Annotated in this window: 13 protein-coding genes; 4 read left to right on the plus strand and 9 right to left on the minus strand. The window is 42.4% G+C overall.

The window, feature by feature from the left end:
• Positions 1-20 precede the first annotated feature (20 nt).
• Positions 21-1,823, minus strand: coding sequence for an ABC transporter ATP-binding protein (locus HHA43_RS00180; RefSeq protein ID WP_168541317.1), 1,803 nt, complete (start codon positions 1,821-1,823; stop codon positions 21-23).
• Positions 1,824-1,969: 146 nt separating this feature from the next.
• On the opposite strand from HHA43_RS00180, the gene HHA43_RS00185 reads away from it, so the two are divergent.
• On the plus strand, positions 1,970-2,587 hold the full coding sequence (locus HHA43_RS00185) for an alpha-ketoglutarate-dependent dioxygenase AlkB family protein (protein WP_168541319.1): 618 nt from the start codon (positions 1,970-1,972) through the stop codon (positions 2,585-2,587).
• A 35-nt stretch (positions 2,588-2,622) separates the two neighbouring features.
• On the opposite strand, the gene HHA43_RS00190 is transcribed toward HHA43_RS00185, so the two are convergent.
• From HHA43_RS00190 to recN, 4 genes are all read right to left on the minus strand, one after another.
• Positions 2,623-3,405: an IclR family transcriptional regulator gene (locus tag HHA43_RS00190; protein ID WP_168541321.1), complete on the minus strand. Its 783-nt coding sequence runs from the start codon at positions 3,403-3,405 to the stop codon at positions 2,623-2,625.
• A gap of 123 nt (positions 3,406-3,528) precedes the next feature.
• Positions 3,529-3,972: a Holliday junction resolvase RuvX gene (ruvX, locus tag HHA43_RS00195; RefSeq protein WP_168417592.1), complete on the minus strand. Its 444-nt coding sequence runs from the start codon at positions 3,970-3,972 to the stop codon at positions 3,529-3,531.
• The gene (locus HHA43_RS00200) at positions 3,965-4,519 is read right to left on the minus strand and encodes a YqgE/AlgH family protein (RefSeq protein WP_168417591.1); all 555 of its coding nucleotides are present in this window, start codon (positions 4,517-4,519) and stop codon (positions 3,965-3,967) included. The genes ruvX and HHA43_RS00200 overlap by 8 nt, the downstream gene beginning before the upstream one ends.
• Before the next feature lie 113 nt (positions 4,520-4,632).
• Positions 4,633-6,294, minus strand: a complete 1,662-nt coding sequence (recN, locus tag HHA43_RS00205; RefSeq protein WP_168541323.1) for a DNA repair protein RecN — start codon at positions 6,292-6,294, stop codon at positions 4,633-4,635.
• A 478-nt stretch (positions 6,295-6,772) separates the two neighbouring features.
• On the opposite strand from recN, the gene HHA43_RS00210 reads away from it, so the two are divergent.
• The 3 genes from HHA43_RS00210 to HHA43_RS00220 all read left to right on the plus strand — a co-directional run bounded on the left by HHA43_RS00210 (position 6,773) and on the right by HHA43_RS00220 (position 8,995).
• On the plus strand, positions 6,773-7,096 hold the full coding sequence (locus tag HHA43_RS00210) for a pyrimidine/purine nucleoside phosphorylase (protein ID WP_168417589.1): 324 nt from the start codon (positions 6,773-6,775) through the stop codon (positions 7,094-7,096).
• A gap of 178 nt (positions 7,097-7,274) precedes the next feature.
• Positions 7,275-8,024 (plus strand): 23S rRNA (guanosine(2251)-2'-O)-methyltransferase RlmB, encoded by a 750-nt coding sequence (gene rlmB, locus HHA43_RS00215; RefSeq protein WP_168541325.1) that lies wholly within the window; start codon positions 7,275-7,277, stop codon positions 8,022-8,024.
• Positions 8,025-8,065: 41 nt separating this feature from the next.
• The gene (locus HHA43_RS00220) at positions 8,066-8,995 is read left to right on the plus strand and encodes a DMT family transporter (protein WP_168417587.1); all 930 of its coding nucleotides are present in this window, start codon (positions 8,066-8,068) and stop codon (positions 8,993-8,995) included.
• Here the strand turns inward: HHA43_RS00220 and coaE are convergent.
• From coaE to pilB, 4 genes are read right to left on the minus strand one after another with little or no spacing between them, the layout of a single operon-like run.
• Positions 8,992-9,600, minus strand: a complete 609-nt coding sequence (gene coaE / locus HHA43_RS00225) for a dephospho-CoA kinase (protein WP_168417586.1) — start codon at positions 9,598-9,600, stop codon at positions 8,992-8,994. The two genes, HHA43_RS00220 and coaE, sit on opposite strands and share 4 nt — an antisense overlap.
• Positions 9,601-9,609: 9 nt before the next feature.
• Positions 9,610-10,470 (minus strand): prepilin peptidase, encoded by an 861-nt coding sequence (locus HHA43_RS13265; RefSeq protein WP_168541327.1) that lies wholly within the window; start codon positions 10,468-10,470, stop codon positions 9,610-9,612.
• A complete protein-coding gene (locus HHA43_RS00235; RefSeq protein ID WP_168417584.1) occupies positions 10,470-11,696 on the minus strand; it encodes a type II secretion system F family protein in 1,227 nt (408 codons plus the stop codon). Before HHA43_RS00235 ends, HHA43_RS13265 begins: the two co-directional genes overlap by 1 nt.
• A 30-nt stretch (positions 11,697-11,726) precedes the next feature.
• Entirely contained in the window at positions 11,727-13,439 is a 1,713-nt protein-coding gene (pilB, locus tag HHA43_RS00240) for a type IV-A pilus assembly ATPase PilB (protein WP_168417583.1), read from the minus strand.
• Positions 13,440-13,507 lie beyond the last annotated feature (68 nt).

Genomic DNA, 13,507 nt, shown 5'->3' on the forward strand with positions numbered 1-13,507 from the left:
CTATCCTGAAGCACTTTTTATTAGCTATGAGTTTCTTCTTCGGCATCGTCTTCAAAGGTTTTGGCAATTTTTTCAATATTTAAGCTCTTTGCCATCGCATCAAAAATTTCTTTATAGACCCCATTTTGATGATAAAGCGTGTCATGTTCACCATGTTCTGCAATTCTGCCCTCCTTCATGACATAAGTGTAATCGGCATCAATAATTTGCGATAAGCTGTGTGAAATGATGATAACCGTACGTCCCTGTTTGATTTCATCCAGACTTTGCTTGATTTGTTCAGTTGCAATAGCGTCCAGACTTGCAGTGGGTTCATCTAAAAAAATAATTGGCGGATTTTTAAGGAACATTCGAGCCAAGGCAATCCGTTGTTGCTGACCACCAGAAAGCATCAGGGCATCTGCATCATAAGCTTGTGGTAATTGTAAAATTTGTTCGTGAATAGAGGCTTTTTTGGCAGCCTGTATGACATCTTCTAAACTGGCGTCGGTTTTGCCATAACGAATATTTTCAAAAATAGAGCCTTGGAAAATATGATTCTTTTGTAAGACCAAGCCAATATGATCACGTAAATACTGGGTGTCGATCTGTTGTATGTCTATTCCATCGAGTTGAATCGTACCATTTTGTGGTTCATAGAATTTATCTAATAAACTAATCAGAGTCGATTTTCCCGCCCCAGACAAGCCGACCAAAGCGGTAATTTTATTGGGTTGAATCTGCATCTGAATATCTTTGAGTGCATGGTGTCCATTGGGGTAAAAAAAGTTAATGTTTTTGAGGTCAAACTGCCCGCGAATGACTGGCTTTTGTGTACCACTCGGCTCGATTTCATCATCGGCTTCCAGAATTTGGAAGAAGCTTTCTGAATAGATCATGGCATCATTCACTTCATCATAAATACGATGCAATGAACGGATTGGCGCAGAAACGTTGCTAAACAGCAACACGTGATACATGATCATGCCAATGCTCATTTGCCCATCCAAGACAAAATAAGCCGTTAAAATAATGATCAGCACCACCCCAATTTGTTCAATAAAGCTTTTGAGACCATCAAATAAAAAACTGGTTTGGCGGGTTTGCATTTGGTTATGCGTGAGTGTTTTTTGCAGCGTGAGTTGTTTTTCTGCCTCTATACTTTCTCGGTTAAAGGATTTAATCACGGTAATCGAGTTAATGATGCTGAGAATCCCTTGGCTTTTTTTCTCACGTCCATCACGCAAATTACGTCGCCAACTGCCTAACTTTTGCGCTTGCAGATAGGTCAGCCAAAAATAAATCGGAACAATAATTGTAGCGACCAAGCCTACATATACATTGGCATAATACATCAAGCCTAAGGCCACGAATGCACTGGTAAATAGCGGTAAAATATCAATAAAGAAAATTTGGACTAAGCGGGTGAGTGAACCAATCCCGCGGTCTATACGTGTTTGTAATTTGCCTGCTTGGTTGTTGTCTTGATTAAAAAAAGCCAAACGGTAACGTAAAAACTTTTCAATAATGCCTTGAGCTAAATCTTGTGAGACAAAAATACGTAGTTTTTCACCGTAAAACTTCTGCCCAAATTGCACAAAGGCATTGATGATTTCTTTGCCCAGTAAAATTGCTGAAATGGTGATTAAGATATGCCAGCCTGCCGCAAGTCCTTGTCCTGCTTCAATTAAGGCATTAATGCTATCGACTGCATATTGTAAAGTGAGTGCATTGACTTGGGCGGTGAATGAGCCAATTAAGGTCAAAATCAGGGTTGCGACCACCAACATTCGGTAGGGACGAACAAAGGGACGCAATTTCTGAAACAAATTCCATAAATTCATAGGCTGTTATTTTTATAAGCAGGTTTGCTTTAAGTCTAAGGATGAAGCCATCTACTCACAAGCCAAGATCCTGTATCATTTTGTGTGCAATCTTCTCGTTTAACTTTTAAGTTAGATGCTAAATAAAGCTAATTACTGGAACTGCCATGAATCTGGAGTTGTTTGCACCTGAACGATGTGACAATGTGTTGCCTTACGATGGTATTGTTCAGGATTATGGCGTAGTGCTAAGTGCAGAGCATAGCGCACGTTATTTGGAATATTTTTTACAGCATTTGGCATGGCAAGCCGATGAAGGCCTGCTATTTGGTCAGTATTATCGGACACAGCGCCAAGTGGCATGGTATGGCGATGAACAGTATCAATATCGGTATTCGGGTGCTTTAAAGCAAGCTCATGTTTGGCAACCTGCTTTGTGGCGACTAAAACAGCAAGTTGAGCGTTGGGTGGGGCATCCCTTTAATTCGTGTTTGGCAAATTTATATCAAGATGGTACGCAGGGCTTGGGGTGGCATAGTGACGATGAGCCAAATTTAGGAAAAAATGCCGTTATTGCTTCATTGAGTTTTGGTGCAACCCGTAAGTTCAGTTTTAAGCATAAACGTACGGCAAATAAAGTGGAGCTTTTATTGCAGAGTGGTCAGTTGCTCGTGATGCGAGGACAAACACAGCAGCATTGGAAACATGCTTTAATTAAATCGAGTAAAATTTTACAACCCAGAATTAATCTCACGTTTCGCTATTTTCATAGCATTTCTAAATAAGATTATCCTCAGATTAAAATTTTGCCATGCTAGTCCTAGTTCACATCTAGGCCTAAATCTGTATTCAGGGTTTCAACCTGTTTTTCAATTTGTTGGGCATTATCCTGCAAAATTTCAATCAACTTTTGCAAATTCACAAATTCAAAACGGTTTTTTGAAGCCAGCAACGTTAAGGCATAAGGTGCATCTTTAGATGAAAAGCGAATCGGGACAGACAAGCCTGCAATTTCTGCACTCAGTTCGCCATTTGAAAAATAATAGCCTTGTTTTTTAATTTTGCGCATCTGTTGCAAAAAGTCATCTTCATTCTGTGCAAAGTTGACTTGTGCCAATTCAGTAGAAAAACGCTGGTAATAGTCTAAAATTTTTTGCTTGGGCAAGTGCGCCATAATAATTTTAGGGGATGAGCCAACATAGACAGGACGTGGGCAACCACGACCATACGAGAGTAATGGTGTGTCTTTGAAAATTTCATGGTGCACATCAATACACGAATCTTGATTGAGCTGGGTCAGTAAACAGCAAAACTCGGTGCGCTCTGCAATTTTTTTCATAAACGGTGTGCTGATGGTGACCAATGGGTCTGTGGTGCGGGAAATATAATCTAATACCGCAATTTTGGGCCCAAGGGTGTAATCCCCAGATGTACCACTCATGCGTTGCAGTAGTTCTGCAGACACCAATTCTTTTAAATAGCGATAACTGGTGGGCTTAGATAAACCGAGTTCTGCACTAATGGTATCGACATTAATCACAGGACGTGAGGTCGAAAATAAGTCTAAGACCGTGAGAATCTTGCCAAAGCTAGACAGTGCCATGCGGATTTACTCATTCACACCAAAAGAATGATGTTACTTTATATCAAAAAATAGCCGAACAAATAGACTTTTTACAGATGGCTTTAGGCATTCCAGCGATCAATGCTGTTTTAGGACTAACCTTTAAGGATTGATTGCCTGCGGATCACGATACCAGCTTTCAATCAACAAGGCTGCAGCAATACTATCTGCCGCTAATTTTTTGCCCCGACCTTGTGCTTGATAGTGTTCAAGTTCATCACGTGCTTCACGTGTGGTCAGACGTTCATCCACCATAAAAGTTTGAATATTGGTTTGGTGACGCAGACGTTTGGCAAACTTTCGTGCGCGGGTAGACAGCTCTGATTCGCTATCATCCATATTTAAAGGCAGACCCACCAAAAATAAGTTGGGTTGATGTTGCTGCACAATTTTAAGCAGAGCATCCCATTGAGGAATGCCATCTTTCATAGGGAACAGCGCCAAAGGGCTGGCACTTTCAATCAGGGATTGTCCCACCGCCATGCCCATTTTTTGTGTACCAAAATCAAAGGCCATAATGCTCTGTGCTGATGATGTTTCAGGCATGACCAATCTCTGAAGATAACCAAGTGCGGTCTACGCCCATTTTCCGATAGGCAGCATCCCAGCGGTCGTCATAGGGTAAATTAAAAATCAAGTCCATGTCTGATTCGCAAATTAGCCAATCGCCTCGAGCAATTTCCTGTTCTAGTTGTTGTTTGCCCCAACTGGCATAGCCTAGTGCAATTTGATAGCGACCTACGCCTTCGTTGTGGGCAATTGCATCTAAAATATCTTTAGAGGTGGTAATACAGACGTTTTCACCCACTGCAATAGACGAATGCCAAGTTGGCTGACCAGTGTGTAAAACAAAACCTGCCTCAGGTCGCAATGGGCCACCTTGTAAAACCTCGTGAGGATGCACATTATCGGCGTCTATGTCTAAATCATTCAGTAATTCCTTGATCTGAATGCCAGAAGGACGGTTGATAATAATGCCTTGCGCACCATCTTCATCATGACGAGCCAAATAAATAACGGTATTTGCAAAAAAATCGTCATTCATATCGGGCGGGGCAATGAGACAGCGATGCGTCAGATATTGTTTGGTCACCTAAGCAATTCTCCTTAAAAACAGTTGCTTCTAGAAAAAACCTATTCCTTTAGGGTACACGTTACTTGAGCTTTGCGATTTCACCAAGCTCTTTTTGTGACAGAGTTGGTTTTTTAAGCCTGTTGAAACTTCAACTGACGTAATTGTTTGGCATGTTGCAAGGTAGTGTCGCTAATTTCAACACCGCCCGTCATGCGTGCCAGTTCTAAAATACGTTCATCTTCTTCTAATTCAACTATGGTGCTGCTAGCGGGATCAGTTTGACGTTTTTTCACTAAAAGATGTTGATCGGACTGTGCCGCCACTTGTGCCTGATGGGTAATACATAAAATCTGTACATGTTGTGCCAAACCTGCCAATAAGCGTCCGACAATTTCCGCAGTACCACCACTGATGCCGACATCAATCTCATCAAAAACCAAGACTTCGGCTTCAGTTTTTTCGGCATTCATAACTTGCATCACCAAGGCAATACGCGATAACTCACCACCAGAAGCCACACGCGCTAAAGGTTGAGCTGGAATACCTTTATTGGCGGTAAATAGCAATTGAATAAAGCTTAAGCCTTCGGCAGAAACTTGCTCCAGAGGTTCAAATTTAAATTCAAAATGTGCCTCAGGCAGTGCCAATTGTTTGACTTGCTCGGTCAGTTGTTTGGCCAATGGAGCGGCTGCCTCACGACGAATATCATCTAAATGCTGCGCTTTGGCTAAAAAGTCCTGATGCGCCACTTCAACTTGTTCTGCCAAAGTTTCAGGGTCTTCCAATTCATGCAGCGCAGTGAGTTCGGCTTGCCACGTTTCGTATTCCTGTTTGAGTAATTCGGGTTGAGTACGATACTTGCGTGCTAAACGATGGAAAACCTCAAGTTTCTGATTGAGTTCTTCCATACGCTCTGGGTCAAAACTTTGACGGTCAATAAATTGGCGCAAGTTTGCTGTTGCATCATCCAATTCACTTTGCGCATTGAGCAGAGAATTATAAATTTCGGACAGTTGCTCACTTCGCCCCGCATGTGATTCCAAACGTCGAATAATAGATGCAATTTCTTGGGTGATATTCGGTTCAGCTTCATCTAGTGCATTTAGACTGTAACTACAATCTTGCATGATATGTTCATGGTGGCTTAGACGATCAAACTCTTGCTCAATCTCTTTGTAATCTAATTGCACCAAGTCTTCGAGTTCTTCCAACTGTAAATTCAGCGTTTCCATGCGTTGTTTACGGGTGGCTTGCGCATCCAGTGCGGCTTGATGCTGACGGATATTTTTTTGCCAAGTGCTATAGGCATCACGCACCGCTTGGGCGGGCGCATAAAAATTATAATAACGATCGAGCCAATGCTTTGGATAAGGCGGCTCAAGCAATTGTTGCTGACTATACTGACTATACAATTGTACCAGCAAGCGCCCAATTTCTTTGAGCTCTGCCAAACTACTTGGACGACCATTAATCCAAGCCTTGCTGCGTCCTGTGGCAAAAATCACACGTCGTAAATGGATTTCTCCGGACTCGTCTGCTAACTCATGTTCTTTGAGCCATAGTGCTTCGGGGCTGTGTTCCTGATAGCTAAAGCTGGCAGTTACATCAGCCTTATCTGCACCAAAACGTACATAATTGGTATCGGTACGTTCACCTAAACAGGCAGAAAGCGCATCTAAAAGTAAGGATTTACCTGCACCAGTTTCCCCAGTTAGGACGTTAAACCCAGTTTCAATATCCAAGGCTAGGTGATCGGCAAGGGCAAAGTTAATCAGTGTTAAGTGAGTCAGCATAAACGCATCCAAGCTGCGAAAAGTGGCAGTTAAAAAGAGTCAAGTTTTTTGATATGCCACATTGCGGCTGTTATTTTCAATCAAAGCATCTTCGAGTCTATTTAATTCTAGCTTAAATTACAGCGCAAACAACAAAAAATGCAGCAAAGTCCAGATCATTTCATCTTATGGTCATTGAATCAGGGCATGCTTTACTTGGGGAGTTTTAAGTGCAGTTTGAGCGGGGAAGATGTGCCTGTCTAGGCAGAATGGGTGAACTATTTCACATTCAGCTTTAGCACTTTAGTCGCGGGAGCTTGGTGCATATTTGTGGATAGGAGCGGCAAGACCTTAGACAGCATGTATAGCGTGCTCTGCATTGTCTGGGGGATGGTCAACTTTACGCTAGCCCCTTTGTAAACACAGATTGATTAGTTCTGAGGACAGAATTAAACTACATCAGTCAAAAATATAAAAACGCGTTACCTGGAGATTACGCATGTCAGCTCAGTTTGATCATGTATCAGTTGTAAAAAAATCGAATGTCTATTTTGGTGGGCTATGCATCAGTCATACTGTGCAGTTTGAAGACGGCACCAAAAAAACATTAGGGGTGATTTTACCGACCGAACAAGCCTTAACTTTTGAAACGCATGTGCCTGAACGCATGGAAATTATTTCTGGTGAATGTCGTGTGAAAATTGCAGACAGCGAAGAAAGTGAATTGTTCCGTGCAGGTCAGTCATTCTATGTGCAAGGTAGCAGCCGCTTTACCATCGAAACTGACGATGTTTTAGATTACGTGTGTCATTTCGAAGGTTAATCAAGAGTAGGGTATTTTACATTCTCAACACAGTTTGCCTGTCAAATAATCAGAGAAATTGAGTTAAGAAATTTTCCCCTGAATCGGTTAAACTAGCTCTATTGAAATCCTGTAAAGTCAGCTTTGCAGGATTTTTCGTTTTCGCTGTTTTATTGGTGCATTAATTTAGAGGTCGTTCATGGCAAAACCTGAATATTATTATGGCGTTCACTCGGTGGAGTCATTATTGGAGCTTGAGCCAGAGCGCGTTTTAACTTTATTTACCTTAAAAGGGCGTGAAGACCAACGTTTGCAAAAAATTCTGGAACTGGCAGAGCCATTTGGCATTAGTGTGCAAAAAGCCAGCCGTGACAGTTTAGAAAAATTAGCAGGTCTACCTTTTCACCAAGGGGTGGTGGCGGCAGTGCGCCCACATCCAAGCTTGAATGAAAAAGACTTAGATAGTTTGTTGCAAGCGGATGCTCAGCCATTACTTTTAGCACTCGATCAAGTGACTGATCCACATAATTTAGGTGCCTGTATTCGTACGGCTGCCGCAATGGGTGTTGCTGCAGTGATTGTGCCACGCGATCGTTCTGCAAGTTTGACCCCAACCGCACGCAAAGTGGCTGCAGGTGGTGCAGAAAAAGTCAAATTTATTCAAGTCACCAATTTGGCCCGTACTTTGGCACATTTGAAACAAGAGTTTAATGTGCGTGTGGTGGGTACCATGTTGGATGAAAAAGCCTTACCAATTCAGCAGTTCGATTTTACCGGTACTGCGGTGTGTGTAGTAATGGGAGCAGAAGATACGGGCTTACGTCCAATTACTCAGTCACAATGCGATCAAACCGTATTTATTCCGATGGCAGGCAATTTGCAAAGTTTAAATGTCAGTGTTGCAACAGGGATGGCACTTTATGAAGCCTGTCGCCAGCGCCAAGCTTAAGTACAGATACTGAATTTTTATTGGATTGATGCCTTAACACTGTGATTCATTTATCTCCCCAAAAGCAGGGCTATGCCTTGGTATTGGTCACCATGTGTATTTGGGGTGGTTTTACCTTAACCGCACGGCTCAATGCACAATGGCAGATCAGTGCTTGGGATATTACTGCCTTACGTTTTGCCTTGGCTTTTTGTATTTTAATGCCGATCTTGATCTGGAAAAAAGATACGGCATTTTTATGGAAAAAACAGCCATTTATTTTGGCAATGATTGGTGGGGTGGGTTATTGCCTGACCGCCTATAGTGCATTTCATTATGTCCCTGCCGCACATGCAGCTATCTTTCTGAATGGTTGTATTCCTGTCTGTACAGCTATTGCCGCTTGGGTGTTGTTCCGTATTCCATTTGATCGACATACTTGGATCAGCATTGCGATTATGCTTACCGCAATTGCCAGTATGAGTGTGTTGATGTATCAAGAAACAGGTGTCGCCTTTGGTTTGGGGGATGGCTTGTTTTTCATCAGTGCCATCTGGTGGGGCATCTTTACTGTTTTACTTAGACAATGGAAGCTCTCGGCATGGCATGCCATGGCAGGTGTAGCAATCTGGTCGGCAATCGTCTATGTGCCAATCTACCTGCTGTTTTTCCCAAAACAACTTGGCGCACCCGAACCCATGCATTTATTGCTACAAACCATTTTTCATGGTGTATTCGTCGTGATTATTGCCACCTTAACGTATGTTGAAGCAATTAAGCGTTTAGGTGCATTTAAAGCGGGTAGTGTTGTTACTTTGGCGCCATTTATTGCCGCCATTCTTGCAGTGCCGTTGTTGGGTGAGCCTTTGAGCTTGGCAATTTTGTGTGGTTTATTGGGGATGGGGATTGGCGCGTTGCAACCTTGGCGTTGGTGGGCTAGACCTGATAGCTTAAAAGCACAACTAGAGCAGCAAAAAACACACACAGATTAGTGTGAGGATTGATTGGCTCGAGTTAAATACTGTTGGTGTAATACCTCCAGTTTGCTATACAAATGATCTAAATGCCCATCATTCAGCACAATATCATTGGCCAAGCGCTGTTTTTCAGCACGTGGCATTTGTGCCTGAATAATTTTATGAATTTGTTCAACCGTTTGACCATCTCGTTGAGATGCTCGATGAATTTGTAATGCTTCGGTCGCATCAATGAGTAAAGTGTGTTGCGTCAGTTGATGTTGATTGGTTTCAAAGAGCAATGGTGAAACTAAAATCACATATGGGCTGTTGGCCTGCTGCAATTGCTGAATAATTGACTCACGAATTGCAGGATGAGTAATTTTTTCCAAGGCTTGGCGGGCGCTCGGTTCTTTGAAAATATGTTCACGTAAGGCACGGCGGTCAAGTTCGCCATTTTCAAGTAAAACCCAGTCACCAAATTGTTGTTGAATTTGGGTCAGTGCGGGTTGTCCTTTTTGTACCACTTCTCGTGCGACAACATCAGCATCGACCACGTGAATGCCTTGGGTCTCAAACCATGCACTGGCTGCAGATTTACCGCTGCCAATTCCTCCCGTTAGACCCAAAACAAAACGCATGTGCTGTCCTTATTGTCCTAAATAAACTTTCATGATTTGCTCGCCCCATAAAAAGGCAATCCAGCCTGCAATTGCAATATAAGGGCCAAATGCAAAAGGTTGGTTCTCTTTACGGATTTTTAGCAGAATAATGCCAATAATAGCGCCAACCAAAGAAGATAAAAGCACAATCAGCGGCAACATCATTGGACCCATCCAAGCGCCTAAGGCTGCAAGGAGTTTAAAGTCGCCATAGCCCATGCCTTCTTTGCCTGTAATAATTTTAAACAGGTAATACACTACCCATAAGCATAAGAAGCCAATGACATAACCCCAAATAGCAGAGGTAGGTGAGGTGTAGATGGCATAACTGTTGATTGCTAAGCCCAATGCAGCCAAAGGTAGGGTATAGCGATCGGGCAAGAGTTGAGTGTCGAAATCAATAAAGGTGAGGGCAATTAAGATATAGGTCAGTATCAAACCGAACAGCATTTGTACAGTTGGGCCAAATACGGCAACCACAATCAGCGCACAAACTGCGCTTAAAACTTCAATCAGTGGATAGCGCATACTGATAGGGTTTTGACAGTGCCCGCATTTGCCACGTAAAACTAACCAGCTCAGTACAGGAATATTCTGATACCAACGAATAGGTGTATGACATTTAGGGCAAGTCGAGGCGGGTTTGCTCAGTGTGATTTTACTTTCATCAATAATAGCTTGTTCTGGATGTAACAGCATTTGGCAGTCTGTACGCCATTCCTGCTCCATCATTTTTGGTGTGCGGTATATGACCACATTCAAAAAACTGCCAATACATAAACTAAAAAGTCCAACTGCGATGTACAACGCAGTTGGATTTTGAATAAAATACGCGATTAATTCTTGCATTAAACCACAGAACCCATTTGGAAGATTGGAAGGTACATAGCCACAACCAAACCACCGACTAAAATACCTAACACAGACATAATCAGAGGTTCCATCATCGAGGTTAAACCATCTACTGCGTTATCTACTTCGTTTTCATAGTGGGTTGCGACTTTATCTAACATGGCATCGAGTGCACCAGACTCTTCACCAATCGCCACCATTTGCACGGCCATCGCTGGGAATTTATTGGTAACGCGCATGGCGAATTGTAGTTGCTGACCTGTGGCGACATCTTCACGAATTTTCATGACCGCTTCTTCATAGACCACGTTGTTGGTTGCACCTGCAGTTGATTCCAAAGCATCAATTAATGGTACACCCGCAGCGAAGGTCGTGGCTAAGGTACGGCTATAACGTGCAATAATGGCTTTATAGACCAAATCACCAAAAATAGGTGCTTTGAGTGCAGCTTTGTCCAAGAAATCACGGAATTTTTTACTCCGTTTTTTAGCTTCGAGGAAACCTGCAATAATGACACCAATTACAATAATCAGCAGGAACCAATATTTCTGCATCCATTGTGACATGTTTACCACCATTTTAGTGAAGGCAGGTAAGTCTGCACCAAAAGAGCTAAACAATTCTTCAAATACAGGAACAACTTTTACCATCAAAATAATGGTCACAATCACAGCCACTACAATGACCGTTGCAGGGTATTTCATGGCTTTTTTGATTTTTTGTTTTAACAATTCGCTCTTTTCTTTATAGATCGCAACACGATCTAGCATAGTTTCCAGCGCACCTGATTGTTCACCAGATTCCACTAAAGAGCAGAATAAGTTGTCAAAATATTGAGGATATTTACGCAATGCACCAGCAAAGGTATTCCCGCCTTCAACCTCGCCTTTAATGCCCAGTACCACTTCACGCATGGCAGGGTTTTCTAGACCTTCGGCAACAATTTCAAAGCTTTGTACCAAAGGCACACCTGCTTTCATCATCGTGGCAAGCTGACGCGTGAAAATCGTGATGTCGAGCGTTGACACCCGTTTTTTCATTAAGCCATCAAGAATATTCTTTTTCTTTTGGCGAATGGTCTTGATGGTAATTCCTTGTTTACGCAATGTGACTTTTGCCAAAGCCATATTACGCGCTGGAATTTCCCCTTTAAGCTTAGCCCCTTTGCGGTCAATCCCCTCATAAACGAAGGTGGGCATCATCTGTGCTTTTTTGACAGCCATGCGTATTTATCCTTATTTTAAATATTACATCTATTCACTGGTCACACGATTGACTTCTTGAAGTGAAGTCACCCCCTGCATGACCTTAAGTAACCCCGAGCGACGTAGATTGTTAAACCCCAATTTTGCCGATGCTTCAGCAATTTGGATGGCATTGCCATCCTCCATAATAAGTTTGGAAATTTCTGGTGTGACTTTCATCACTTCATAAATACCGACACGTCCTTTGTAGCCTTCACGACATTCAGCACAGCCTACTGGTTGGTAGACCTGAAACTCTGGATTGTTCAAGTCGGCTTCTGTAAAACCCATTTCCAATAAGCTTTGTTTTGGAATATCTGACGGTGTTTTGCAATACGAGCATAGGCGTCGAGCCAGACGCTGTGCAATCACCATATTGACTGAAGTCGCAATGTTAAAGGATGGTACTCCCATGTTGCGTAAACGGGTTAAAGTTTCTGGTGCACTGTTGGTATGCAGTGTTGACATCACCATGTGACCCGTTTGTGCTGCTTTAATTGCAATTTCTGCTGTTTCTAAGTCACGAATCTCACCCACCATAACAATGTCAGGGTCTTGACGTAAGAATGATTTCAGCGCTGCAGCAAAGGTCAGACCAACTTTATTGTTGACGTTAACCTGATTGATCCCTTCAAGGTTAATTTCCACAGGGTCTTCGGCAGTGGAAATGTTGGTGTCTTCTCGGTTTAGAATGTTTAAACCTGTATAGAGCGATACCGTTTTACCTGAACCTGTTGGACCTGTGATCAGTAACATACCTTGCGGTTTGTCCAGAGCTTCCATAAACAAAGCTTTTTGTTCAGGCTCATAACCCAAGGCATCAATCCCAAGCATGGCGCTAGATGGATCTAAAATACGCAGTACAATTTTTTCACCGAACAAGGTTGGCAAGGAGTTAACACGGAAGTCGATGGATTTATTCTTAGACAGTTTAAGTTTAATACGACCATCTTGCGGCACACGTTTTTCAGAAATATCCATTTGCGACATGACTTTCAAGCGTGATGCCATACGATTGGCTAACTGTAATGGTGGATTGGCAATTTGACGTAAGACCCCATCGACACGGTAACGCACGCGATAGGTTTTTTCATAGGGTTCAAAGTGTAAGTCCGAGGCACCCATACGAATCGCATCAATCAGTAATTTATTGATGTATTTGACGATAGGGGATTCATCGCCCTGTGGCTCATCTTCTGTGGCTTGTTCTTGTTCGTTGTCGCCTTCGTCAAAGTTGAGTTCAAAGTCATCATCTTCAAACTCAAAAGCAGATTCACCTGCGAAGTTCTGCTCAATCAGTTTGGCCAGTTTGTCATGTTCAACCACAATTGCTTCAACATTCATTTTACTGTTGAAACGAATCGCATCCATCGCTTCGATATTGGTTGGGTTACTGGTCGCAACGTAAAGTAAATTATTACGTTTAAAAATAGGCAGTAGGCAATATTTGCTGAACAGCTTTTCATCGATGCCTTCACGCACAATCAAAGCGGAATCATAGACACCTAAGTCAAAAATAGGTTCACCAAATTCATTGGAAATTTTTTCAGCAATCAGCAAAGGTGAAATATTCAGGTTCTGAATGAGATAGGGAACAATGTCAATTTTTTCTTTTTGTGCAGAGGCAATCGCAGTTTGCATGTTTTCAGCAGAAACGAGCCCATCTTCGACCAAACGCCGAATAAAACCTGTGAATCTAGGTGTAGCTTGTTGTACTGACATTCCCCAACGTCCTCAAATTTAAGATTGTTTATAATTGGTATCGTAAAATTATACTTTTGTTGCATAAA

This window comes from Acinetobacter sp. A2 (assembly GCF_012371325.1).
Taxonomy (GTDB): Bacteria; Pseudomonadota; Gammaproteobacteria; order Pseudomonadales; family Moraxellaceae; genus Acinetobacter.